The organism is Streptomyces sp. Tek67B01, from assembly GCF_055231995.1.
Genome location: NZ_JBUYUY010000001.1, coordinates 342,274 through 367,279 on the forward strand (window position 1 = coordinate 342,274; position 25,006 = coordinate 367,279).

Sequence of the window (25,006 nt, forward strand, 5' to 3'; positions counted from 1 at the left end):
AGCACAGACGGGGCACACACGGACTCCGGATGTGCGTTCCGGACACGCTATCTGTTGAAACGAACATGGCGCGTGCATATAGTGAGCGATGCAGTGTGAACTTGAGACTGCTATGAACGTGGACCATGTTCATTCGACTCTGAACCACGAGGAGAGCGATGTCCGCCACTACTGAGGCCGACCCGCCGGGAGCGGGAAAGCCTCTCCTCACCAGCCTCGCGATCGTCGCCTCGTGCGTGGCCTTCGTGGTGATCGGCGCCCTGCAGGCGCTGTACGGTCCCGCGATCCCGGCCCTGCGGGAGGAGTACGGCATCAGCCCAGCCGTGGCCGGGCTCAGCCTGAGCGCCCACTTCGTCGGCGCGCTGGCGGGCGTACTGATCTACCACCTCCTGCGGGGCCGTCTGAACAACCGGGTGCTGCTCGGCGGCTCCTACGTGCTCATGGCCGCCGGCGCCGCCGTCTTCGCCTTCTCACCGAACTGGATCATGGCCCTCCTCGGCACGTTCGTGATCGGTCTGGGCTTCGGCGGCATCGACTACGGTCTCAACCAGCTCTTCGCCGTCGGCTTCGGCCGCCGCAGCACCGCCATGCTCAACCTGCTCAACGGCCACTTCGGCATCGGCGCCATCGCCGGACCAGCCCTGATCGGGTGGCTCGGGGCGGACAAGTACCCGCAGATCTTCCTCGGCATCGGTGTGATCAGCCTGCTGATCATGGTCACATTGGGTGGAGTGGCCGCCCGGGAACCACAGCCGGCCCCGGTCGAGGGCGTCTCGACCACCGGACCCCGCGTACTTCCGATCATCGCGGTGTTCATCGGCATCTACGTGCTGCACGTCGCCATCGAGACCGGTGTCGGCGGCTGGGAGCCCACCCATCTCGAAGCCGTCGGATACGGCGCAGCCACCGCCGCCACCGCCACCTCCGCCTACTGGGCGGCCATGACCATCGGACGCTTCGTCGTCGCGCCTCTCAGCCTCCGCTGGTCCGCGCCCTCGATCCTGATCGTCTGCTGTGCCGGCATGGCGGGCTTCCTCCTCCTGGCGACCATTCCGGCCGTGGCCCCCTACGCCTACTTCGGCGTCGGCCTGATGATCGCGCCGATCTTCCCGACCTGTCTGCCCTGGCTGAACCGCGCCGTCCCCAGTGTGGCCGCGGCCGGCGCCTACGTGATCGCCGCCTCGATGATCGGCGGCGTGGCCTTCCCGCCGCTGCTGGGAGGCGTCATCGACACGATGGACGTCAAGACCGTGCCCCTGGTCCTGTTCGTGCTCGCCCTGCTCTGCGGCGTCCTGAGCCTTTGGCTGCGGCGCAACGCCCCCGACCCCGGCGGTGTGGAAGCTCCCCGCGAGGCGGGCCACACCGACGCCGTCGCCGCCCCCCGCACATGAAGAACACCGTGAAGGTGAGGAACGTGAGGAAGCCCCGCGCATGAAAGCCGTCCTCTTCGACCTGTTCGGAGTCATAGCCCGCGTCCAGTCCTCCGAGTCCCAAGCCGCCCTGGTACGCACGGCCGGCGCCGATCCCGAGCTCTTCTGGGAGGCGTACTGGTCGCAGCGCGCCCCCTACGACCGTGGTGAGGTGACGGGACCCGACTACTGGCAAAAGGTATCCGCACAGCTTGGAATCCCACTCGACGCCCGCTTGACCGCGGACCTGATCAGCGCCGACGTCGCCAGTTGGAGCGAGATCGACCCGCAAGCCGTGGAGCTGCTGGGCTTCCTGGCCGACCGCGGGTTCGCTCTCGGGCTCCTGTCCAACATTCCCGAGGAACTCGCCGCATGGTACGAGGCGACCCAGCCCTGGCTGGAGCGCTTCGCCGTCCGCGGTCTCTCCTGCCGCATCGGCAGCGCCAAGCCCGAACCGGCCGCCTACCAATGGTGCGTGCGGGCCCTCGAACTCGCCCCCGAGGAGATCCTGTTCGTCGACGACCGGGCCGACAACGTCCGGGCCGCACGCGAACTGGGGCTCCAGGCGCATCTGTTCACCTCGCCTGCAGAACTGCGCGCCACGCTGGAGGCGGCGTCGCCGTGACAACGACGCCCCTGCTCTACACCCTGTGCGCCGCCGCCGCGGACGGCCGCTTCCCGCCGGCGCACCGGGAGATCGAAGCCGGCCGGGGGCTCGTCGGCGCCCTGTTGGTCCAGGGCGCGCTGGCCGGCCGGCTGCAAGTGCGCCCGGACCGCGTCCGGTTGACCGGTGGCGGCCCACCGGACGACCCGCCACTGGACGCGTTCCTGGACCGGCTCGACACCTCATTCCCCGGCCGGCGAAGGGCCGGCCGGACACCGGCGGACCGGTCCCCGGCCGACTGGGTCCGGGAGTTGGGCCCCTGGGCGCTCGCCGCCCTCCACCCTGCTTCGCGTCCCGCTCGCCGTCCGACACCTCAAGCCCGGCTGCGCATGCGGCCCGGGGAGGCGGTGCGCACGGTGCGCACCGCCGTCGAGGAGCCCGGTCCCGCCACACTCCCCGCAGTGGCCGCGGGCGTGCTTCTCGCAGCCTCCGGCCTGCACGGGGCGGCCTGGCCGGACCTGCCCCGAGCCGAGGCGTCGCGCCGTGGCCTGCGGGCCGTAGCCGCGATGGGGGCCGCCGGTGCGCCCGTAGCCGCGGCCGCGGCCGCCGTCTGCGACTCGCTCACATCCTCGGCCACCTCTCTGACCTTTCCCGGTTAGCGCTTTTCCGGTGAGGGTCCTTCCGTTGATGCGCGTCCGGCGAAGCATGCCCCGCACGAATTTGATGCACATTCCCAAATTGCCCCTTGCCAGGGGCCCTTCGAATGTGATCACATGAATGCGAAGGCGCTGCCGCGAGATCCCTGTCTGAAAACGGGTGAAGTATTCCGGGCCGCCCCCACCGGCATCAAGCCGCATCCCATCCCCGACCTCCTGGACGTGAGTTGTCTTTCACCGTCCGCCCCGTGTTGTTTATTTCAGTGACCCGCGTGAGAGGGAACGATGGAAACCAAGGATGTTACCGAGCACATCTATTACCCCGTCAGTGACTACAAAATGGCGCGGGGTGAGGGTGTCTACCTCTACGACGAGGACGGAAAGAGTTACCTCGACTGCGCGTCGGCGACGTTCAACCTGAGCCTCGGCTATTCCCACCCGGCCGTCATCGCCGCCATGAAGGACCAGCTCGACAAGGTGATCCACATCACCTCCTCGTACCAGAGCGACCCGGTGAACGGGCTCGTCCAGCGGCTGGTGGAAGTCTCCCCCGCCGGTCTGACCAAGGTGCACCCGAAGGTGTCCGGCGGCTCGGTCGCCAACGAGGGCGCCATCAAGATGGCGCAGCTGGCCACCGGGAAGTCCGAGGTCATCACCCTGTTCCGCAGTCACGTCGGCCAGACGATGATGATGACATCGATGTCGGGCAACTCGTTCCGCCGCGAGCCGTTCCCCAGCCTCTTCCCCGGCAGCCTCCAGGTCCCCGACCCGTACTGCTTCCGCTGCTTCTACGGGCAGAAGAAGGAGACCTGCGGGATGATGTGCGTGGATCGCCTCGAAGACTTCGTCGATTACGCGAGTTCCGGCCGTGTCGCCGCCGTCCTCATCGAGCCGATTTCCGGAAACGGCGGGAACATCGTTCCGCCGGACGGCTACATGCAGAAGCTGCGCGCCTTCTGCGACGAGCAGAACATCGCCCTCATATTCGACGAGATCCAGACGGGTATCGGTCGGACCGGCCACATGTTCGCGGCCCAGTATTTCGGTGTCGAACCCGATGCCATCACCACGGCCAAGGGGCTCGGCGGATCGGGTGCCCAGGTGGCGGCGATCCTCACCAACGAGCGTCTGGCCGGTCTCCCCGCGAGCCACCATTCCTTCACCTACGGCGCCAACCTGCTGGCCGCCGCGGCGGCGAACGTCACCCTCGACATCGTGCGGCAGCCGGAATTCCTGGCGAACGTCACGCGAACCGGCGACTACATCATGGAACGCCTCGAGGACATGAAGCGCCGTTATCCGGCCATCGTCGACGTCCGCGGTGTCGGCCTCATGATCGGCTTCGAGATCGCCGAGGCGGACGGCAAGCCGGCCGTGAAGCTCACCAACCACCTGGCCGCCAAGGCCATGGACCACGGTCTGATCCTGCGCACCTCGCGCTACGGCTACGGCAACGTCCTCAAGATCCGTCCGCCGCTGATCCTCACCATGGACCAGGCCGAGGAGATCTGCGACAAGCTGGAGAACCTCTTCATCGCGGAGCTGGCCCGATGACCGTCGCCAACCCCATGAAGCACCTCCTCACCTCACTCGGGCAGTACGTCCGCTCCGAGCTGCTGTCCTACGAGGCCGGCGGCCGCGAACGTCAGGTCCACGGCGACTCCCCCGGCGGCGACGCGCAGTTCGACGTCGACGAGGTGGCCGAGAAGGCCGTACTGGACTACCTCCGCGCCCACGCCGAGGTACCGACAGCCCTGTACACCGAGGACGGCTCCTACGTCGAGCTCGCGCCCGATCCGCAGATCCTCCTGGTGGTCGACCCGATCGACGGCACCCGCCCCACCTCGGCCGGGCTGGAGATGGGCATGGTGTCCATCGCGGCCGCCCCCTACGGTGACGGTGCACCCACTCTCGCCGACGTCGACGCCGCGTGTCTGGTGGAGATCAAGAGCGGTGCGTGGCTCTACGGGGACGACACGGAGGGACTCGACAGCGGGGGCTTCCCCGCTCCGGTGCCGCGGCTGAGTCGCAACACCGACCTGACCCGGATGTTCTGGTCGATCGAGTTCAACGGCCACCCCATGGACCTGATGACCCGGGCGTACGGTCACCTCGTCGACCGTTCGGCGAACACCGGCGGCATCTTCGTCTTCAACAGCAGCACCTTCTCCATCTCCCGGATCATCACCGGTCAGCTCGACGCGTACGCCGACATCGGCAACCGCGTCCTGCGCGACCACCCGGACACCGAGGAGGAGTTCCTGCGGGCGGGCCGCGGCTCGATCCTGCACCTGTTCCCCTACGACATCGCCGCCGTGGTGTACCTCGCCCGGCTGGCCGGTGTCGTCATCACCGACGCCTACGGTGACGACCTCGGCAGCACCTCCCTGGTGGACCTCGGCCCGATGAACCAGAAGTCCTGCATCGCCGCGGCCACCCCCGAACTCCACAAGCAGCTGCTCGAATCCATCCGCTGGGACCTCGGCCGCGGCACCGACGCGTCCGCGAGGGAGGAATCATGAAGGCCCTGACGCTCACCGCCGACCGCGGGCTCGCCCTCGTCGACCACCCCAAGCCCGAGCCCCTGGCCGCCGACGACGTCATCATCCGCGTCACCCAGAGCGGCATCTGCGGCACCGACCGCAGCGTGCTCGTCGGCAAGTTCCCCGCCGAGACCGGCGTGGTGATGGGCCACGAGGCCGTCGGCGTCGTCGACGCCACCGGCCCGGGCGTAACCCGCTTCGCCGTCGGCGACCGGGTCATCGTCAACCCCACGCTGTACTGCGGCAGCTGCCCCGCCTGCCTGGAGGGCCACTGGAACTTCTGCGGCCACAAGGCGGGCACCGAGGTCGGGCTGGACTACGACGGCTCCTTCGCCGAGTTCATCCGCCTCCCCGAGCTCTTCTGCCACGCCATACCCGAGGGCATGAGCTTCGACCGCGCCGTCGTCGTCGAGCCGCTCGCCTGCGCCCTCAACAACATCGAGGCCGGCCGCCTCGCCGCGGGCGAGACCGTCGTCGTCGTCGGTGGCGGTCCGATGGGTGTCGTCACCGCCATGGCGGCCCACCTCCACGGAGCCACGGTCCTCCTCGTCGAGCCGGACCCGGTCCGGCTCAAGCTCGCACAGGGGGTCTTCGACACCCCCGAGTTCGGCAACCGCGTCAGCGTCCACACCCCCGACGACCCGGCGCTCGTCGAACGCGGCGACCTGGTCGTCGACTCCGTCGGCAACCTCCTGGAGCAGAGCATCGGGTACGCCGCGGTGCGCGGGCGGGTCGTCATCATGGGCTTCAACAGCAACGCTTCCGCCACGGTCCGCCCGCTGACCCTGCTCCAGCGGGGGCTACAGATCATCGGCGCGGGCGACTACAACAGCATGATCTTCCCCAAGGCCGTCGAACTGGCCCGCCGGCTGCCGCTGGAGCGCGTGGTCACACACCGCTTCGCCCTCGCGGACCACGAGGAGGCGTTCAAGGCACTGGCGGCCGTCCCCGGCGCCGAGTACGCCGCGCTGAAGGTCGTCCTCGTACCGCCGCACGCCGGGGCGGACGCATGAGCCCCTTCGCGCGTACCACGCTGGCCGAGGCACTGGTCCCGGGCACCACACGCCCGGTCGTCGTCGGCGAGTACCCGTACTACCGGGCCGATCCCGCCAACTGGGCGTCCAACCTGAGGGAACTGCGCCGCTTGGGCGTGGACGTCGTGTCCTGCTACCTGCCGTGGCGGTTCCACGAGATCGGTGAAGGCGCCGACCGCTCCTTCGACTTCACCGGGAAGACCGACCCGCAGCGCGACGTGGTAGGGCTGCTGGAGCTGGCCGCCGGCGCCGGGCTGGGCGTGCTCCTCAAGCCCGGCCCGTTCATCCACGCGGAGGTCCAGCTCGGCGGACTGCCCGACCGGCTGTGCGGCTCCGCGCACACGCCGTACCAGGGCCTGGACGGCACGGTCCTGACCTCCCAGGGCAAGCCCCTGCCCAGCCTCCTCGACCCGGGGGTGCAGGCCGAGACGGAGACCTGGCTGAAGGCCGTCGCCGACGAGGTCGTCGCCGGGGCGGTCGCCCCCGACGGCCCCGTGGTCGCCCTCCAGCTCGGCAACGAGGGCACCTCGGGAGACGCCCACCTGCCCGTGGACGCGCAGGACGCCTCACCGGCCGCCCGCGAGGCGTTCACCCGCTGGCTCACCGGACGCGGCCTGCACGACGAGGCCGCGCACACCGGCGAGGACGTCGCCCGGTGGACCAGTGCCCTGCGGCAGCTGTGGTCCCAGTGGGCCGGGTACGCCATCGTCGGATTGTGGGACCGGATCTCCGCGCTGTTCCCGGCAGGACCCGTCCGGCTGGCCAACGTGCCCCTGACCGATCTCACGGCACCGCGCGCGGCCTTCGACGCCTGGGCCGCCCGGCAGCGCGCCATCCAGGGCTCACGGCACCTGATCGGACACACCGAGTGGGTCGGCAACCCGGCCCGCGACACCACCGCCTTCGGCTCCCACCTGACCGGGATCCTGTTCGGCGGCACCGACGTGGTCGAGGCGAACTGGGGCTTCACCTGGACCGACGAGACCTTCGCCGAGCCGGCCACCCCGGTCTTCAACGCGCTCCTGGCGCTCCTGCTGGGCTCCACCACCCTCAGCGTCTACACGGCCTGCGCCACGGGCAACTGGGGCGACCTGGTGGACATGGACCCCGAAGGGCTGCGCTCCGAAGGCGTCGACCCGGCCCTGCACGCGCCGCCGTACAGCCCCGGGGCGCCGCTCGCCGAATCCGGCGCGCACCAGGCCAACGCCGAAGGACTGCGCCTGCTGTCCGCGTTCCTGGAACGCTTCGGCGACCTGCTGCTCGCAAGCGTGCCGGAGCGCGACGCGGTGGTCCTCGTCGACCGGACCCTGCCCGAGGCGGGAGCCTGGCAACGCACCGGACGTACCGTCCTCGCGGAGCTCGCCGACGCCGTTCACGAGCAACTGGCCGGCTCCGGCCGGCAGCTCGGCTTGGGCTGGCTCGACGGCCACCCCGGACCGGCCGCAGTCAGGGACGGGCTGCCCGTCGCCATCCTGCGCGCCGGCCACCCCGACGGCTCCGACGGCCCGCGCGAGATGACGCTGTCGGCCGGGGAGCCGGCCGACGGAGCGGTGGCCTCCTTCGTCGCCGCGTTCGCCGCCTCGCTGCCGGTCCCGGACGGCCGGCGCTGGACAACGGCGCACGGCAGGGCGCGCGTGCTGAGCCGCTCCGGCCCCGGGGGCGTCCGCATCGTCGGCGCCTTCAACCCCACCGACGGCGACGATCGGGTCACCGGCACGGGAGGCGGCTGGACGCTGGACCTCCCCGCCGGGTCCGCCGCCGTGACCGTCACCCGCGACGGCGAACTCTTGGGGTGGCTGGCCACCCCGGAGTCGGCGTCCACCTCCCCCGCCGTTCTCACCTGGGACGGCGCACAGGCCGACGCGACACGCGTGCGGGCCTCCTGAGAACGCGGGCGGCGGGAGAACGTACCTGACAGCGCGCCTCCCGCCGCCCGCTCCCCCGGGCCCACCGCCCGCACCCCACGCCTACCGGCTTCCCGCCCGGCCTTCCGCCTTACCGCATCCCGCGGACCACCTCCCACGAGCGAGACGGCACCATGCCCCCGAACCCTCCCGCCACACCCGGCCTCGAGCCGCACCTGCGCCCGGCCGGCCCGCAGACCCTCGGCATCCTGGCCGAACTCATCGCGCAGGAACAGCCGGTGTTCGCGATGCCCTCCTGGTTCGTGACCACCGAGTCCGCCCAGGCGGGCCACCTCGTCAGCGAGTTCGTCCGCGAGCTGGGCGGCCGCCCCGCCGGCGCCGGGGCCGGGGCCGACTACCGCAGCTTCTTCGCCAACTCCCGCTACGAGGCGCTGCACGGTGCCGTCAAGCTCCTGCGCCACCGGGCCGCCGCGACGTCGGCCGACCACCGGGGCCGCGTCCTGGTCTTGGACCCCGATGGCACACTCACCCGTCGCGTCGACCCGCTCGGCGAAGGCCCCGACCGCGCTCTCGCCCCGGGCCTGCTGACCCATGCCACCGTCGCCGGACTGGGCGCGGCCCTGCGAGGCACGGCCGTGTGCGGGCTCGTCGTACGGGCCGCGGAGCGGCTCGACGGGAGCGACCTCCACGCCGTCACGGAACTGGCCCGTCGGGCCCGGGCCGCCGGGGCCCGGATCGTGGTGGACCTCAGCGACATCGCCCCCGACAGTCCGGCCGTCCCGGCCGTCACCGCCCTGCGCCCCGACCTCGTCGTGCTCGGCGAGTCCCTGACGGGGCACGAGGTCCCCTTCGGTGCCTTCACCGGCACCCAGGACGTGTTCGCGCCGTGGACCACCCCGAAAACCGGTTTCCTGCACTCCAACACCTACGGCGGCAACAGCGTCGCCATGCGCGCCGTCATCGCCCGGCTGCTGCCACGCTGGGACGCCGGCGCCCCCGTGCACCGCCGGCTCGCCGCGGCCGCCGCCGACCGCCAAGCCGCGCTCGACCTCTACGCCCGGCACGTGAACCCGATGACGGTCCGCATGCACCGCAAACTGCACGGCGCGCTGAACGTCGTACGCGCCAAGGGCTCGCGGCTCACCGTCCGCCTGGACTCCGGCCGCGAACTGGACCTGGTGGACGGGTTGTGCGGAGCCGGGCTCGGCGTGGCGGGCCACAACCCCACCGACGCGTTGACCGAGGTCGTTCGTGGTCACGACCACGCCCGCGACCACGTCCGCGAGCTGGAAGAGGTGCTGGCCCGGGAGACCGGTCTGCCCCGCACCTTCCCCGCCGTCAGCGGCGCCTCGGCGGTGGAGAGCTCGCTCACCCTCGCCCGCCTCGCCCGGCCCCGGCAGCGGCGCATCATCGTCTTCAAGCACAACTACGGCGGCAAGACGCTCGTCTCGCTGCTGGCCACCGCCGCCGACCGCACGCGCGCCCCCTTCGGTCCCCTCTACGACGACATCCGCTACATCGACCCCTTCACCCCGCACGCGGTGGACGAGTTCCGCAAGGAGGTGGCCGGCGGCACCGTGGGGCTGGTGTGGATCGAGCTGGTCCACGGCAGCTCCGACGCCTACGCCCCGATCCCCGGGCCGCTCCTGGACGCCGTCACCGAGGGCCGGAGCGCCCACGGCTACCTCGTCGGCGTGGACGAGGTGCTGACGTCGTACTACCGCTGCGGCCCCCGCTTCGCCCACCACGGCCGGCTGCCCCACGTCGACCTCATGAGCCTGTCCAAAGCGCTGAGCTACGGCTGCTTCCCCACCGGCGCCGCCCTCGTCTCGCAGGACGTGTACGACGCCGCCCGCGAGAGCAACCCGCGGCTGGTCGAGGAGTTGCGCACCCACCACGCCCACGGGCTGGGCGCGCACTTCGCCCTCCAGGCCATCGCCCAGGTCGACGCGCTCGGCCTGCCCGAACGCGTCCGCGCCCTGTCGCGCACGGTGCGATCGGGGCTCGCCGCCCTGGACACCGGCCCGCGCGGCGTCGTCGGCCGTCGCTTCGCCGAGGGTCTGCTCGGCAGGCTGGAGCCCCGAGTGCCCGGGCCGCTCGGCCGCTTCATCGATCCCGAGGGCGAGTTGATGACGTACTCGCTCATCGTGTGGTGGATCACCCGCGCCCGTGCCTTCGTCGTCTACGACGTCTTCCTGCTTCCGCTGACCGCGACCGAGCGGGAGATCCGCCAGGTCATGCTCGGCGCCCGAAGGCTCTCACGCACCGGGCCGGCCCGTCTGCTGGCCCGGGCGGCGCTGTTCCGCCTCGGCCAACGCCTGTCCCGGCGGCCCGCCCCGCGCCCGTCGCGCATCCCCACGAACCCCGGGAGCACCACATGAGCACGCAGAACGTCGAAGTGATCCGTCGCTTCTTCCGGCTCTTCGAAGAGGGCCGGCTGGGCGACATCGAGCCGCTGCTGGCACCGGACTTCGAGTGGGTCTACCACGGCCCCGCCTCGCTGCCCTGGGCCGGTGTCTACCACGGTGTCGAGGGTTTCCGGGAGTTCTTCACCATTGTCCGCGAGTTGATCCAGGTCCAGGAGTGCACGGCGTACGACTACCTCGACGCGGGGGACAGGGTCGTCGTGCTGGGTCTGAGCCGGACCCTGGTCCTGGCCAACGGCTCGCGCTACGAGGCCCACTGGATGAACGTCTTCACCGTCCGCGACGGGCTCATCTCGCGCTACCTCGACCTCTACGACACCGCCAGCGTCGTAGAGGCCCTGGAACGCGCGCCGCTGGAGGTGACCTCGGCGCCGTGAACCTTCCCGCCACATCACCCGCCGCCACCTCCCTCGGCGCGGCCTTCTCCGCCGTCGCCCGCGCCCACCCCCACCGCACCGCCCTCGTCCAGGGCGACCTGAGGATCGGCTACCGCGAACTCGCGGCCCGCGCCGCCGCGGTCGCGCGCCGACTCGACGGCCGGCTGGAGCCCGACGAGCCCGTAGGAATCTGTGCCCGCCGTTCGGTCGCCGCGATCACCACCCTGCTCGGCACCGTGCTGGCCGGGGGCGCGTACCTGCCGCTCGACCCGGACGCTCCGGACGAGCGGATCCGCGCCCTCGTCGCCGACAGCCTCGTGCGCACGGTGTTCGCCGCCGGGCGGGACGTCCCGCGGCTGCGGGGCGTGCTGCCGCCCGGCGTGTCGGTACTGCCCCTCGAGGAGGAGGTGCCGGAGCCCGCTGTGCAACCTCCCTGCGCCGTTCCGGAAAAGGCCGCGGCGCAGGGTCCGGACTCGCTGGCATACGTCATCCACACCTCGGGCAGCACCGGGACGCCCAAGGGCGTGCAGGTCACACACCGTTCGGTCCTCGCCCTCGCGCACGCCCCGGAGGCCGGCCTCGGCCCCGACGACGTCGTCCTGCAACTCGCCCCCCTCCACGTCGACCCGTCGGTATTCGAGATCTGGGGGGCGCTGCTGCACGGCGCACGGCTCGTCCTTCCGCAGGCCGAACGGCCCGGGGTGCACGAGATCGGCCGGGAATGCGCCCGCCACGGGGTGAGCGTGCTCCGGCTCGCCGCACCCCTGTTCCGGTTGGCGATGGAGCACATCACGGCCGATCTGCGTGGGCTTCGGCTCTGTATCTCCGGCGGCGACCGGGCCGATGCGCACGCGGTCCGCACCGCCCTGCGCGAACTCCCCGGATGCCGGATCGTCAACGGCTACGGTCCCACGGAGACCACTGTCTACGCGTGCTGGCAGACGTTCGACGGGCCGGAGGGCTGGGACGGCGGCTGGGGGGACGTGCCCATCGGCCGTCCGTTCGGCGGGGCCACCGCGCACGTGCTGCGCGCCGACCGCACCCCGGCCGCGCCCGGCGAGGAGGGCGAACTCTGCATCGGCGGCCCCGGCGTGGCCCGCGGGTACCGCGGTCGGCCCGGAGCGGCGGCCGAGCGTTTCATTCCCGAGCCCGGCCGCCCCGATCGCACCGCCTACCTCACGGGTGACCGGGTCCGGTTACTCCCCGGCGGTGAGCTGGCCTTCCTCGGGCGCTTCGACGACCAGGTCAAGATTCGCGGCCACCGGGTCGAGCCCGTGGAGACCGAACGGGCGCTGCTGGCCCACCCGGCGGTCCGGGAGGCCGTCGCGGTCCCGTACGGCTCCGCGGACAACCGTCGGCTCGCGGCCTTCGTGGTCCTGGCGCCGGACAGCGCGCTCGGTGGCGACGCCTCCCGCGTCCTCGCCACGCACGCCGCCCGGACCCTGGCCGCGCCGGCGGTTCCGGTGCTCGTCACTTTCCTGACGGCGTTGCCGGCCACCGCCAACGGCAAGCCGGACCGCCGGCTCCTCTCCTCCATCGCGGAGCAGGCGGCCCGCGGGACCGACGCGGAGCCCCCCTTGGAACCGGGCGACGGCCCCCGACAGGCCGTCACCGCGCACTGGGAGGCCGTCCTCGGCCGGGTCGCCGGCCCGGACACCGACTTCTTCGCCGCGGGCGGCGACTCCCTGTCCGCCATGGCGATCCTGGCCCGTCTGGAACGCGACCAGGGCGTGGCCCTCACCCTCGCCGACCTCTTCGAGGCACCGACAGTCCGGGCCCTGGCCGCCCGGGTGGCCGCCGTGACCGACACGGCCGCAGACGCCGGCGAGTCGGCCGGCGCCCCGACCGCGTCCGCGCGGCGGGGCACCGGCTGGCTGCCGTTGTCCGCCGGACAGGAGGGCATCTGGTTCGAGCAGGAGGCCGCCGGGAACGCGGCCCGTTACGTCATCGGACGCGGCTTCCTGGTCGAAGGACCGCTGAACCTCGCGCGGCTCAGGGAGGCGCTCGGCCGGTTGGGACAGCGGCAGGCCGCTCTGCGGACCGTGGTACGACGCGACGCCGACGGCTGGCGACAGCGCCTGTCCGCCGACCCGGGCGCCACGATGCGCCACCTCGACCTCACCGGTATCCCGGCCGAGGACCGTGAGACCCGGGCCCGCGCCCTGGTCGCCGACGAGCTGTCCGCCGGCCCGGACGCCGACGGCACCCCCCTCCTGCGCTCCCTGGTGCTGACACTCGGCCACCACCGCACCCTCGTCCACTTCGCCATCCACCACGCCATCGCCGACGACTGGTCCCTTGACCTCTTCCTCGCCGAGCTGTCCACCCTGTATGCGGACCCGGCCGCCGCGTTGCCGCCGCTGCGCCTGACCTACCCCGACCACGTGGACCGGGCCCTCGCCCTGCCACCGGAACGGCTGGCGGTGGCGTCCGAGTTCTGGCGCGGCGCGCTGTCCGGAGGGGCCGCGACCCTCGACCTCGTGACCGACAGACCCCGGCCGGCGGTGCTCAGCGGCTCCGGCGACCGGGTGCGGCTGCGGATCGGTCCGGGGCAGCACGCCCGCCAGGCCGAGGCCGCCCGCCGGCACGGCGTCAGCCCGTACATGCTGTGCCTGGCCGGGGTCTACACGGTCCTGGCCGCGCATGCCGAGCGCGACACCCTGACCCTGGGCACCCTCACCGCCGGCCGGAGCCGGGCGGGCGCGCAGGATCTCATCGGCTGCTTCGTCAACCTGCTGCCCGTACGTGTGGAGGCCGAATCCGCCACCACGGTCTCCACCCTGCTCGGCCACATCCGTGCCGCCTGTACCCGGGCCCTACGCCACCAGGACGTGCCCTTCCAGACGGTGGGACGGGAACTGGCGCCGGTCACCGCCGCGCGTGCCGCCGTACCGTTCCAGGCCGTCGTCAACTACCACCGGCGACAGGGGCGTTCGCTCGACCTTCCCGGTACGCAGGTGGCTCCGTGGGATGCCGGGGACCGCGGCACGGCCACCTTCGAACTGGCCTTCACCTTCCAGGAAGCGGGCGACGGCCTCGACATCGAGGTCGAGTTCAGCACCGACCTCTACAGTCGTGCCACGGCCCGGCTGCTGGCAGGTCAGGTGGCCGCCGTGCTCGACCGTCTCACGGACGGCGACCCACCCCTGAGGGACGTGACGCTGTTCGAGCCGGGAGAGTACGAACACCTGTGCAGCGGTCCGGAACCGGCGCCGGAGGGAACGGACGCCAACCTGGCTGCCCTGGTCGCCCGGCAAGCCGCCGCACGCCCGCAGAAGATCGCGGTGGTCGGGGCGGGCACCAGCCTCACCTACGCCGAACTCGACCGTCTCTCCGACACCGTGGCCGCCCGCCTGAGCGCCCGGGGCATCCGGCCCGGCGACCACGTCGCCGTGTGCCTGGAGCGTTCCCCGCTGCTCGTGACCACCCTCCTCGGGGTCCTGAAGGCGGGCGCCGCCTACGTCCCGCTCGATCCGGCGTACCCCCCGCAGCGGCTTCGCCACTGCGTCGCGGACGCCGGCGCCGGCGCGCTGGTCTGCGCCAAGGACACCGCCGACACGCTGTTCCCGCACGGCCCGACCCCTCGGCCGGGACCGCCGGTGGTCGATGTCGAGGCCCTCACCGCCCCCGGCACGGCGGCCGGTCCGGCCGTCGTGCCGGCCGATCCCGGCGCGGCGGCGTACCTCATCTACACCTCCGGCAGCACGGGCCGACCCCGTGGCGTCAGCGTCCCGCACCGAGCGGTCGCCAACACCCTGCTCGGCTGTCTCGAGCGGCATCCGTTCACCGCCGACGACGTCTGGCTCCAGCTGACCTCGCCCGGCTTCGACGTGGCCGCCTTCGAGCAGTTCATGCCGCTGGTCAGCGGCGGCACCCTGGTCTACGCGGACGACGCGACCCGGACCGACGGGGCCGCCCTCACCCGCACCCTGCGAACCGCCGGGGTGACCGTCATGGTCACCGTCCCCTCGCTTCTGCGCGCTCTGGACCGTCCCGACCTGGCATCCGTACGCGTCCTGCTCGTCGCCGGCGAGCCCGCGGACGTCCATGACACCCGCCATTTCGCCCGGAACCGGGTCGTGATCAACGGGTACGGCCCCACCGAAGCCGCGATCCTCGCCACCACGCACCAGGCGCACCCCGACGACCGCCGGGTCCGGGTGCCCGTGGGCAGCGCGCTGCCCGGTACGGCCGCCCACGTCATCGACCGCCACGGACGGCTCAGCGCCACCGGGGTGCCGGGCGAGCTGTGGCTCGCGGGCGCGGGACTCGGCGCCGGCTACCACGACGATCCCGACCAGACGGACCGGTTGTTCACCACCCATCCCGCGCTCGGCCACGCCGGGCGCTGCTACCGCACGGGAGACCGGGTGCGGAGGTTGCCGGACGGCGCCATCGACTACCTCGGACGGCTCGACCACCAGATCAAGCTGCGAGGTTTCCGCATCGAGCTCGGGGAGATCGAGGCCGCCCTCACCCGACACCCCCGGGTCCGGGAAGCCGTTGTGGTCCTGCTCGGCACCGGAGCCGACGCCGAGCTGGCCGTGGGCTACGTCGGGCGGGCCACCCCGCAGGAGGCCCGCACCCACCTGGCCCGGCTGCTGCCCGACCACATGGTGCCGCGCCTCGCCGTCGCCGTGCCGGACCTGCCGACCGGCAGCCACGGCAAGGCCGACCGCCCGGCGCTCGCGGCCCGACTGACCGCCCGGCGGCAGCAGCCGCATCCCGCCGGTGGCCCCGCGCCGGACGGCCCGGCGGACGACACCGAGCGGCGGCTGCTGAGTCTGTGGGGGGAGGTCCTGGGTGGCTCCTGCGGTTCGCCCGAGGACGACTTCTTCGCCCTCGGCGGGCACTCCCTGCGCGTCGTCCGGCTCCTGGGCCGCATCGAGCACGAGTACGGAATCCGGATTCCCGTCGCCGACTTCCTCGCCGCGCCGACCGTGCGCGCGGTCGCCCATCGGCTGCGGGGGGCCTTCCCGGCAGCCGCCCGCGTTGGTCCCGAGGACGCGCGCCTCGCTCCCGACGTGGTTTTCGCCGCCCGACCGGGCCCGGCCCGTCCTCGCGACGGCGTCCTGCTCACCGGGGCCACCGGATTCGTCGGCTCCCATGTACTCGCGGAATTGCTGGACCGCACCACGGGTCCGATCCTGTGCCTGGTCCGTGCCGCCGGCTGCGAAGCGGCCCGCGCACGGCTGGCCGACGCCCTGCGCCGCCACGGGCTGCGCCCCGACGCGGCGGACCCGCGCATCGTCGCCGTCCCCGGCGACCTCTCCCTGCCGGACCTCGGCCTGGAGGACACCCGGTGGCACGGCGAGGTCCGCCGGGCAGCCGCCGTCCTGCACCTGGGCGCCGAGGTCCACCACCTGTCCGGCTACCAGCACCTGGAGGACACGAACGTCCGGGGCACCGCCGAACTCCTGCGGATCTGCGCCGAGGGCCTACCGGCCCGCTTCCACCACATCTCCACCCTCGGAGTGTTCCAGGACGGACCCCGCGGCGCCCCACCGCGCACCATCACCGAAGCCACCTCGGCGGCCGGTGAACGGCACCCGCGCGGCCGCGGCTACGCGGCCGGCAAGTGGGCGGCCGAGCACCTCGTCGTCCAGGCCCTCGACCGCGGCGCCGACGCGCGGATCTACCGGCTCGGCCGGGCCGGCGGGAGCACGACGGGAGCCGTCAGCCACGACGACTTCCTCAGCCGCCTGCTGCTCACCTCCGCCGCCCTCGGCTGCCATCCCGACGACCCGCGGCTCGCCACCGACGCGCTGCCCGTGGACACCATGGCCCGCGCGCTGGTGGCCCTCGCCCTCGCCGACGGTCGGCCGGGCGTCGTCCACCACCTGCACCATCCTCGGCGCACCCCGCTCTCGTCGCTGATCGCCGTGTACGACCGGCGTACCGGCCGGACCAATCGTGCCGTCCCGCTCGACGCGTGGTTGCGCCGCCTGGACGAGGCCGCGGCCGCCGGTACCGCCCTGCCCGCGCTCGCGTACCGCGAGCACCTTCGGGACCTTCGCGACAACCCGGGCGCGGGCCGCCTCGACCACCGCAACGACGCCACCCTCGCCGCCCTGGGCACCCTCGGCATCACCGTGCCCGCCCTGGACGACGCCCTGGTCGACGGCTGGTGGCAGAACCTCGACCGGAGCGTCCACGATGACTGACCCGACAACCCGCCCGGCGACCGACGGGACGACCGAGCTGCACTACCCCATGGACCGCCAGTGTCCGTTCGCCCCGCCCGGTGAGGTCACCAACGTCCGGAACGCGGGCGCCGTACCCCGGGTGACGTTGTGGAACGGCGTCCGGCCCTGGCTGTTCACCCGTTTCGAGGACGCCCGCATCGTCCTGTCCGACCTGCGGTTCAGCGCCGACAAGAGCCGCCCCGGGTACCCGCTCTCCAGTGCCGTCGCCCTCGCCGAGACGGCCGTCGAACCGACCCTGCTGGTCATGGACAACCCGCGGCACGACGCACTGCGCCGCCTCGTCCTGGGCGAGTTCACCGTCAAGAGGGCCGAAAGGTGGCGGCCCGCCGTACGCGCCGTGGTGGACGGGTGCATCGACCGGATGTTGCGCGGCACCGAGGCCGACCTGGTGGCCGACCTGGCGCTGCCGGTCGCGCTCACCGTCATCTGCGAGTTCCTGGGCGTGCCCTTCGAGGACCGCGAGCTGTTCCGCGACCTCACCCACACCATGAACGTGGTCGCCGGCAGCACCGAGAGCGCCGCTGCGGCCCGGCAGGCCCTTCAGGACTATCTGGAGGAACTGGTGGCCGCCCGCGCACTGCACCCGCAGGACGACTTCATCGGCCGGATGGCGGCACGACACCTGCCCGACGGGTCCATGACCCGCCGTCAATTGGCCGCGATGGCACTGCTCCTGCTGACCGCGGGACACGACACGACCGCCAACATGATCTCCCTGGGCGTGCTGACGCTGCTGCGCCACCCCGCGAACTTCGCCGCCCTCGGCGCCGGGGAGGACCCCGTACACCTCGCCGGAACCGTCGAGGAGATGCTGCGCCACCTCACCGTCGTCCAGCGCGGCATCCGCCGGATAGCCGTCGAGGACGTCGAGGTCGGCGCTCACCTGGTCCGGGCCGGGGAGGGCGTGGTCGCCGCGATCAATGTCGCGAACCGGGACCCCGAACGCTTCCCCGCAGGGGAGGCGTTCGACCCGACGCTCCGAGCCCAGGGGCACCTCGCCTTCGGGTTCGGACCCCACCAATGTCTGGGCCAGTCGCTGGCCCGGGTGGAACTCCAGGAAGTCTACGCCGCCGTGGCACGCCGGATCCCGACGCTGCGCACCTCCGTGCCCGTCGAGGAGATCCGCTTCAAGTCCGACATGGCCGTGTACGGGGTCCACGCGCTGCCCGTGACCTGGTGAGGCCGCGGCCCACCTGGCGGTAGCGCCCGTGCCCCGCCCCCGCTCCCCCACCGCCTTGACGCCCTCCTATCCACATGCCCCGAAGGAGCCGACCCGTGAAAGTCACCCTCGATCCCGAGCGCTGCGTCGGCGCCGGCCACTGCGTGCTGTCCGCCCCCGAGGTCTTCGACCAGGACGAGAGCGACGGCGTCGTCGTGCTGCTGGACCCCGAACCGGCCGCATCCCTCGCCGACGCCGTCCACGAGGCCGCCGACCTGTGTCCCGCCCAAGCCATCCTCGTCGCCGGGTCCGCCGGACGGACGGCATGAGCACCACCCTCCTGGCCGCCCTGCGCTCCGCGGTGGGCGGCGGCGGACTGATCGACTCCGCAGAGGCCACCGCCGGGTACGAGCACGACATGATGCCGCTCGCTCCGCACGGCCGGCCGCTCGCGGTCGTCCTGCCCACGTCGACCGAGCAGGTGCGGGCGTGCGTCCGAGCCTGCGCGGCGGCGGGCGTCCCGATCGTGCCCCGCGGCGCCGGCACCGGGCTGACCGGGGGCGCCAACGCCGTCGACGGTTGCGTCGTCCTGGCCACCACCCGGATGAACCGGATCCTCGAACTCGACCCGGACAACCGGCTGGCGGTCGTGGAGCCCGGCGTCGTCAACCGGGACCTGAAGTCGGCCGCCTCCGGCCACGGTCTGTTCTACCCGCCCGACCCCTCCAGCCTCGACACCTGCACCCTCGGCGGCAACCTCGCGACCAACGCCGGCGGCCTGTGCTGCGGCAAGTACGGGGTCACCGGCGACTACGTCCTGGGCCTGGAGGCCGTCCTCGCCGACGGTTCCCTGCTGCGGACCGGCCGCCGCACCGTCAAGGGCGTCGCCGGCTACGACCTCACCCGCCTCCTCGTGGGCAGCGAGGGCACGCTCGGCATCATCACGCAGGCCACCCTCGCGCTGCGACCGTTGCCCGCCGCGCCCGGCACCGTCATCGCCGCCTTCGACTCGGTGGCCCAGGCGGGCGCCAGCGTCAACCGAGTCGTGCGGGCCGGCCTGGTGCCCTCCCTCATGGAAATCATGGACGCGACCTCGCTGCGGGCCTCCTCCGCCTACCTCGGCACCGACCTGACCGGCCCGGGGGACCAAGCCCTGCTGCTGTGCCAGTCCGACGCGCCCGGAGCTGCCCGAGGGGCCGAACTCAACGAATTGGAAAGCCTGTTCCGACAGGCCGGCGCGGCCTATACGCACGCCACGCAGGACGCGGCGGAGGGCGCCCTGTTGTTGCGCGCCCGCCGGGTCAGCCTGGCCGCCCTGGAGGCCCAGGGCGCCTGCATGACCGAGGACGTCGCGGTACCCCGTACCTGCATCGCCGAGCTCATCGAAGGAAGCGCGCGGATAGGCGCCGACGCAGGGCTGACGGTCGCGGTCGTGGGCCACGCCGGTGACGGCAACATGCACCCCACCATCCTCTACGACCGCTCCAGCGCGACCCAGTTCGCGCGGGCCCGCGCGGCGTTCGACGCGATCCTCGCCCTCGCCCTCTCCCTCGGCGGCACGATCACCGGCGAACACGGCATCGGCAAACTGAAACAGGAATGGCTGGAGAGGGAGCTGGGCCCGGTGGCGCTGCGCGTGCACCGCGCGGTCAAGGACACCCTCGACCCGGCGGGTCTGTTCAACCCCGGCGGCATGCTGATGCGGCGGGCCGCCGGGACCCACCGTGATCGCTGAGACCTGGCGGACGGTGGCCGGGCTCGCACCTCCCCTCCGGACGCTCTTCCTGACCACGCTCATCTTCCGCACCGGCACCATGGCCTACCCCTTCCTCACCCCCCACCTTCTGCGGAGCGGCGGACTGGACGCGGCGTCCACGAGCCTGACCGTCACCGCCTTCGGCGTGGGGGCCCTCGTCGCCGACTTCGCCGCCGGCCGGCTACTCGGCCTGCTGCACCCGCACACGCTGATGCGGGGCGGCTTTCTGCTGGGCGCCGCCGCGGTGGCGGTGGTCCCGATGTTGCGCGGGCTGCCGGCCCTCGCCGCCGGAGTGCTGGTGTGGGGGTTCGCGTACGAGATCGTCACGCCCGCCGCGTACGCGGCGACCATCGCCGGATCGCGGCCTGAGCAGCGCAAGGTCGCCTTCTCCTGCTACCGCCTCGCGATCAACCTCGGTCTGGCGGCAGGCCCGCTGATCGGCGCGCTGGTCTTCGCGATCGACTCGTACGCCGTGTTCTGGGCCAATGCCCTGTGCGTGCTGGCGGCCGCCGCCTTCCTGCACGCCCGCTCCCGGCGCGACGCCCGCTCCCGCAGCGCTCCTGCCGGACGGGCCGACGGGCCGGGCCCGCGGCACCGGGCCCGGGACCGGCTGGCACGGCCCGAACGCCTGCGGTTCTGGACGGTGTTCGGCCTGTCGCTGCCCATCCAACTGGCGTACGCCCTGCCCTCCGTCTTCGCCGCCGGGTACGTCATCGTCGGACTCGGCCTGCCGGGCTACTGGGCCGGCGTGGTCTTCACGGTCAACGCCCTCGGGATCGTCCTGTTCGAAGTCCCGCTCAATGTCCGCATGGCGCGCGTCGGGGACCTGGCGACCCTCGTGACCGGATACGCGCTGGCCGGCGTGGGATTCCTGCTCATGGCCCTGGCGACCACCGGACCGGCGCTGGTCCTCGCCACCCTCGTGTGGACGGCCGGGGAGATCGTGGTCTTCCCCGGCCTGCTCGACTACGTCAGCCGACTCTCCGGTCCCGCGGCCGACCGCACCATGGGCCTGTACTCCGGCGGCGTCAACCTGGCCTTCATCGCGGCCCCGCAACTCGCCCTGCACCTCGCCGGCCCCGGCCACCCGGGCACCCCGTGGGCGGTCGCCGGAGCCGCGGTCGGTGCCGCCTGCCTGCTGCTCCTCGCCGCCCGCACCCACCCGTACACCTGGCACAAGGAGGAACCGTGCACAAGCGCGACCTGACTCCCTTCATCGGCGTCGAATACACCGGCCTCTCCCACGACGAGCTGACCACCCCCGAGGTCTTCGACGACATCGTCGCCTCCCTGCACCGGCGTGACCTCGTCGTCGTCCGCGGCATCGACCTCACCCCGCGACAGCAGATCGACCTCGCCGCCCGCATCGGGCGACCCGTCCCCTTCCTGCTGGCGGACTGGCGCCACCCCGAGTTCGCCGAGATCCTCGTCTCCTCGAACGAGCAGAAGGCCGGCCGGCCGGTGGGGATCGAGCGGGTGGGCCACTTCTGGCACCAGGACTCCTCCTTCGATGCCGACCCGTCCGCCTACACGGTGCTGCACGGCGTCAACGTGCCCCAAGACTGCGGACACACGGTTTTCGCCGCCGCCTCCGACGTGTACGACCGACTGCCGCACGAGTGGAAGGTGCTCCTGGAGGACCGCGTCGGACGGCACACCCTCACCAAGCAGCAGCGCATCGCCCCCGAGCACGTGGGCCTGTCCATCGCCGAAGTGCGCGCCCTGGTGGCCCGGCAGTACCCGCCCGTCGAACATCCCGTGGTCCGCCGCGACCCGCACACGGGCCACCGCTTCCTGTACGCGGCCCGGGCGTACATGGACCGGGTCGTCGGCCTCGACGCCAACCAGAACGAGGCGTTCTTCGACCTCGTGGACACCCTCCTCGCCGACCCCGAACACACCTACACCCACCGCTGGACCCCCCAGGATCTCCTGCTGTGGAAGACCGCCACCACCTACCACGTGGCCACGGACCTCCCGCCCGGCGTCCGGCGCACCGTCCACCGGGTCAGCGTCGCGGCCGCGTGACACGACCGACACCCGCTCCCGGCATCCGCCCCCACGCACCCGAGGACAGGAACCCCGTGCCCACTCCCGGCAACCACCGGCCCCCCGTCGGCGTGATCGTCGACGGCTACTCGGTCGGCAAGTACCTGCCCGCCGCCTTCAAGCGGCTCGGCGCCGACGTCGTCCACCTCCAGAGCACTCCTGCCTTTCTGGACTCCGTACCCCCGCCGGATCTTCGCCCCTACCGGGCCAACGTGGTGCAGGACTCCTCGGATCTCGGCCGCACCGCCGCGGAGTTGGCCGCATACGGTCCCTGCGGCGTACTGCCCGGCCAGGAGACCGGCGTTCCGCCGGCCGACCGGATGGCCGAACTCCTGGGCCTGCCGGGCAACCCCTCCGCGACCTCCGCACTGCGCCGCGACAAGTACCACATGATCGAGGCGCTGCGAGCCGCCGGTATCCGGTGCGCGGAGCAGCTCAAGTCCGACGACGTCGACGAGGTGCTCGCCTGGGCGCGGGCCACCGGGTACCCGGTGGTCGTCAAACCGCTCAGCTCGGCCTCGACCGACAAGGTCTCCGTCTGTCACGACCCGGGCCGGGTACGCGCCGCGGTCGCGGAGATCCTCGGCAGTCACGACATCTTCGGCCGCCACAACACCGAAGTCCTCGTGCAGTCGTTCCTGGAAGGCACTGAGTACATCGTGGACGTTGTCAGGGTCCCGGACGCCGGACGGCGCGTGTGTGGGGTCTGGCGCTACGAGAAGATCCTCATCGGGGGCCGGCCGGTGTACGACCGCGATGTGCTGCTCGACCCGGACGCGCCGCAGGTCGCGCCCCTCGTCGCTTACCTGGACAGCGTTCTGGACGCCTTGGACATCCGCTTCGGCGCCGCGCACGCCGAGATCATGCTGACGGCCGCCGGGCCCGTGCTCGTCGAGGTGGGCGCACGGCTGGACGGCCTCATGGACCCGGGCCACCACGACTCCTGCCTGGACGGCAACCAGGCCGATCTGCTCGCGCTGGCATGCGTACGTCCGGAGGAGTTCGCACGCAGGTACCCCGGCAACACCATGTATGACAAACATCGCGAGGGAATAGTGGTGCACGCGCAGACCACCCGCAGCGGCGTGGTCGAGACCGTGGACGAGGATGCCCTCGCACGGATCAGCGCCCTGGACACGGTGCACCTGGCCGTGCCCCGTCTGGCCCCCGGTGACCGGATGCGGCCCACCACCGATCTGCTGTCCAGTCCCCTGCGCGTCTTCCTGACCGGCGACAGACGGGAGGAACTCCTCGCCGATCACCGCCGGATCCGGCTGATGGCCGACGACGTGTTCCTCCTCGCCCCGCAGTGACCGGAGGTCGGACAGCACAGATCGCCCGTCCCCCCGGCCCGTCATCCCAGTCCGTCACCCCAGCCGTCACCCCAGCCGTCACCCCTGAGGAGCCCGAGGAGCCCCGTGCCCGTTTCGATCCGCGCCGACCTGGCCGCCGTACCCGACTACAACATTCCCGCCGCCGCGCCCGGCGCCGTCCGGCTCAACTCCAACGAGAGCCCGCTCCCGCCGCCGCCCGCGGTGGTCGAGGCCATCGCCCGGGCCGCCGTCGAAGGCCATCGCTATCCCCAGTGGTTCTCCGACACCTTGGTGAGCCGGTTGGCGTCCGGACTGTCCGTCCCAGCCGACTGGATCGCCGTCGGCTGCGGATCGACCAGCCTCTGCCGCGACCTGATCCAGGCGTTCTGCGGGCCCGGGGACGAGGTGTTGTTCGCCTGGCGTTCGTTCGACGCCTACCCCGTCTTCGCGCGGGTCGCCGGAGTCCGCGCCCGCACCGTTCCCCTCGATGCGGAACACCGGCACGACCTCGACGCGATGCTCGAAGCGGTCACCCCGGCCACCCGCGTCGTCTTCGTTTGCAACCCCAACAACCCCACCGGTACGGCGGTCCGCAGCCGTGAACTGCTCGACTTCCTCGACCGTCTGCCGCAACGGATCCTGGTCGTACTGGATGAGGCCTACCGGGAGTTCGTCGACGACCCGGACGTGCCGGACGGCGTCGCGCTGGTCCGTCAGCGCCCGAACGTGGCCGTGGTGCGCACGTTCTCGAAGGCCTACGGACTGGCCGGAGTGCGGATCGGTTACTGCGTGGCCGCTCCCGCGGTGGTGTCGGCAGTGCACAAGGTGTCCGTGCCGTTCGCGGTCAGCAGGCTCGCCCAGGCCGCGGCCCTCGCCGCACTCGACTGCGCCGAGCAGGCACCCGCGCGCGCCGCGACGGTGGTGCGGGAACGGAGGCGGCTGTACGCCAGGCTGGTTCAGGACGGTCTTCCGGCGACTCCCTCTCAGGCCAATTTCGTGTGGATGCCGCTGGCGGAACAGGCCGCCGAATTCGCAGACTTCTGCGCCGGCCACAACGTGCTGGTACGTGCGTTCCCGGGAGACGGGGTGCGCGTGACGGTCGGGCTCCCCGAGGAGAACGGCGCCTTCCTGACCGCAGCCGCGCAGTACCGGGTGCGCACCCGTTCTCCCTTCGGCACGGCATGAGTCGCGCCCACCCACTCCCGGCGCCGCGGGCGCGGGCGCGGGTGGGCCCCGTCACTGCTGCACGAAGGCACCGGTCTCCGGCCACCCGGAACGACGGGCGAGCGTGGCGCGACCGCCGGCTCCGCCCCACTGACCGGGGCGAGGGCACCCGTACTCGTTGGCCGGCCGGCTCCCGTAGGTGAACGAGCGTGGACCGAGGTCCTCCCGCGCGTTCCCCTCCAGCCCGACGCCCTCCACCGGCTCCCCCTCCGCGCACCGGCCACGGCCACCCATGCCCGCCTCGACGTCTACCCCGACGGAGGACTGGCCCACCTCCGACTCCACGGCGCGCTGACCACGGCAGGGATGGCGGGCCTACACGACCGCACCACCCGCGCGCGACAGGGCTGAAGGGCTGAAGGGCTGAAGGAGCCGGCCCCGGCGC

The 25,006-nt window shown here is 72.4% G+C and carries 18 protein-coding genes; all 18 read left to right on the forward strand.

What is annotated here, in order from left to right; genetic code table 11:
• The first annotated feature begins 158 nt into the window (after positions 1-158).
• The 18 genes from ACV7NM_RS01655 to ACV7NM_RS01740 all read left to right on the forward strand — a co-directional run bounded on the left by ACV7NM_RS01655 (position 159) and on the right by ACV7NM_RS01740 (position 24,972).
• Positions 159-1,391 carry an MFS transporter gene (locus ACV7NM_RS01655; protein WP_463408507.1) on the forward strand — a complete coding sequence of 411 codons (1,233 nt, stop codon included), beginning with the start codon at positions 159-161 and terminating at the stop codon, positions 1,389-1,391.
• Positions 1,392-1,431: 40 nt separating this feature from the next.
• Positions 1,432-2,034, forward strand: coding sequence for an HAD family hydrolase (locus ACV7NM_RS01660; RefSeq protein WP_463408508.1), 603 nt, complete (start codon positions 1,432-1,434; stop codon positions 2,032-2,034).
• Positions 2,031-2,672, forward strand: a complete 642-nt coding sequence (locus ACV7NM_RS01665) for a GPP34 family phosphoprotein (protein WP_463408509.1) — start codon at positions 2,031-2,033, stop codon at positions 2,670-2,672. Before ACV7NM_RS01660 ends, ACV7NM_RS01665 begins: the two co-directional genes overlap by 4 nt.
• A 282-nt stretch (positions 2,673-2,954) precedes the next feature.
• Positions 2,955-4,223, forward strand: coding sequence for an aspartate aminotransferase family protein (locus ACV7NM_RS01670; protein WP_463408510.1), 1,269 nt, complete (start codon positions 2,955-2,957; stop codon positions 4,221-4,223).
• Entirely contained in the window at positions 4,220-5,191 is a 972-nt protein-coding gene (locus ACV7NM_RS01675; RefSeq protein ID WP_463408511.1) for an inositol monophosphatase family protein, read from the forward strand. Before ACV7NM_RS01670 ends, ACV7NM_RS01675 begins: the two co-directional genes overlap by 4 nt.
• Positions 5,188-6,225, forward strand: a complete 1,038-nt coding sequence (locus ACV7NM_RS01680) for a zinc-dependent alcohol dehydrogenase (protein ID WP_463408512.1) — start codon at positions 5,188-5,190, stop codon at positions 6,223-6,225. The genes ACV7NM_RS01675 and ACV7NM_RS01680 overlap by 4 nt, the downstream gene beginning before the upstream one ends.
• Positions 6,222-8,132, forward strand: coding sequence for a beta-galactosidase (locus tag ACV7NM_RS01685; RefSeq protein WP_463408513.1), 1,911 nt, complete (start codon positions 6,222-6,224; stop codon positions 8,130-8,132). The genes ACV7NM_RS01680 and ACV7NM_RS01685 overlap by 4 nt, the downstream gene beginning before the upstream one ends.
• Before the next feature lie 152 nt (positions 8,133-8,284).
• Positions 8,285-10,492 carry an aminotransferase class III-fold pyridoxal phosphate-dependent enzyme gene (locus tag ACV7NM_RS01690; protein WP_463408514.1) on the forward strand — a complete coding sequence of 736 codons (2,208 nt, stop codon included), beginning with the start codon at positions 8,285-8,287 and terminating at the stop codon, positions 10,490-10,492.
• Positions 10,489-10,914: a nuclear transport factor 2 family protein gene (locus ACV7NM_RS01695; RefSeq protein ID WP_463408515.1), complete on the forward strand. Its 426-nt coding sequence runs from the start codon at positions 10,489-10,491 to the stop codon at positions 10,912-10,914. The genes ACV7NM_RS01690 and ACV7NM_RS01695 overlap by 4 nt, the downstream gene beginning before the upstream one ends.
• A complete protein-coding gene (locus ACV7NM_RS01700; protein WP_463408516.1) occupies positions 10,911-17,078 on the forward strand; it encodes a non-ribosomal peptide synthetase in 6,168 nt (2,055 codons plus the stop codon). The genes ACV7NM_RS01695 and ACV7NM_RS01700 overlap by 4 nt, the downstream gene beginning before the upstream one ends.
• On the forward strand, positions 17,071-18,300 hold the full coding sequence (locus ACV7NM_RS01705) for a cytochrome P450 (RefSeq protein WP_463408517.1): 1,230 nt from the start codon (positions 17,071-17,073) through the stop codon (positions 18,298-18,300). The genes ACV7NM_RS01700 and ACV7NM_RS01705 overlap by 8 nt, the downstream gene beginning before the upstream one ends.
• 95 nt (positions 18,301-18,395) lie before the next feature.
• Complete coding sequence (locus ACV7NM_RS01710; RefSeq protein WP_463408518.1) at positions 18,396-18,608, forward strand: ferredoxin; 213 nt, start codon at positions 18,396-18,398, stop codon at positions 18,606-18,608.
• The gene (locus ACV7NM_RS01715) at positions 18,605-20,014 is read left to right on the forward strand and encodes an FAD-binding oxidoreductase (RefSeq protein WP_463408519.1); all 1,410 of its coding nucleotides are present in this window, start codon (positions 18,605-18,607) and stop codon (positions 20,012-20,014) included. The genes ACV7NM_RS01710 and ACV7NM_RS01715 overlap by 4 nt, the downstream gene beginning before the upstream one ends.
• Positions 20,004-21,242, forward strand: coding sequence for an MFS transporter (locus ACV7NM_RS01720; protein ID WP_463408520.1), 1,239 nt, complete (start codon positions 20,004-20,006; stop codon positions 21,240-21,242). The genes ACV7NM_RS01715 and ACV7NM_RS01720 overlap by 11 nt, the downstream gene beginning before the upstream one ends.
• Positions 21,224-22,063, forward strand: coding sequence for a TauD/TfdA dioxygenase family protein (locus ACV7NM_RS01725; protein WP_463408521.1), 840 nt, complete (start codon positions 21,224-21,226; stop codon positions 22,061-22,063). The genes ACV7NM_RS01720 and ACV7NM_RS01725 overlap by 19 nt, the downstream gene beginning before the upstream one ends.
• A gap of 56 nt (positions 22,064-22,119) precedes the next feature.
• Entirely contained in the window at positions 22,120-23,397 is a 1,278-nt protein-coding gene (locus ACV7NM_RS01730) for an ATP-grasp domain-containing protein (protein WP_463408522.1), read from the forward strand.
• A 105-nt stretch (positions 23,398-23,502) separates the two neighbouring features.
• The gene (gene hisC / locus ACV7NM_RS01735) at positions 23,503-24,582 is read left to right on the forward strand and encodes a histidinol-phosphate transaminase (RefSeq protein WP_463408523.1); all 1,080 of its coding nucleotides are present in this window, start codon (positions 23,503-23,505) and stop codon (positions 24,580-24,582) included.
• Between the two features lie 129 nt (positions 24,583-24,711).
• The gene (locus ACV7NM_RS01740) at positions 24,712-24,972 is read left to right on the forward strand and encodes a hypothetical protein (protein WP_463413801.1); all 261 of its coding nucleotides are present in this window, start codon (positions 24,712-24,714) and stop codon (positions 24,970-24,972) included.
• The last annotated feature ends 34 nt before the right edge of the window (positions 24,973-25,006 follow it).

What these genes read in the sequence shown, in the direction of transcription:
- ACV7NM_RS01655 (WP_463408507.1), top strand. Translation starts at nt 159, where the DNA reads ATGTCCGCCACTACTGAGGCCGACCCGCCGGGAGCGGGAAAGCCTCTC.
- ACV7NM_RS01660 (WP_463408508.1), top strand. Translation starts at nt 1,432, where the DNA reads ATGAAAGCCGTCCTCTTCGACCTGTTCGGAGTCATAGCCCGCGTCCAG.
- ACV7NM_RS01670 (WP_463408510.1), top strand. Translation starts at nt 2,955, where the DNA reads ATGGAAACCAAGGATGTTACCGAGCACATCTATTACCCCGTCAGTGAC.
- ACV7NM_RS01675 (WP_463408511.1), top strand. Translation starts at nt 4,220, where the DNA reads ATGACCGTCGCCAACCCCATGAAGCACCTCCTCACCTCACTCGGGCAG.
- ACV7NM_RS01680 (WP_463408512.1), top strand. Translation starts at nt 5,188, where the DNA reads ATGAAGGCCCTGACGCTCACCGCCGACCGCGGGCTCGCCCTCGTCGAC.
- ACV7NM_RS01685 (WP_463408513.1), top strand. Translation starts at nt 6,222, where the DNA reads ATGAGCCCCTTCGCGCGTACCACGCTGGCCGAGGCACTGGTCCCGGGC.
- ACV7NM_RS01690 (WP_463408514.1), top strand. Translation starts at nt 8,285, where the DNA reads ATGCCCCCGAACCCTCCCGCCACACCCGGCCTCGAGCCGCACCTGCGC.
- ACV7NM_RS01695 (WP_463408515.1), top strand. Translation starts at nt 10,489, where the DNA reads ATGAGCACGCAGAACGTCGAAGTGATCCGTCGCTTCTTCCGGCTCTTC.
- ACV7NM_RS01705 (WP_463408517.1), top strand. Translation starts at nt 17,071, where the DNA reads ATGACTGACCCGACAACCCGCCCGGCGACCGACGGGACGACCGAGCTG.
- ACV7NM_RS01715 (WP_463408519.1), top strand. Translation starts at nt 18,605, where the DNA reads ATGAGCACCACCCTCCTGGCCGCCCTGCGCTCCGCGGTGGGCGGCGGC.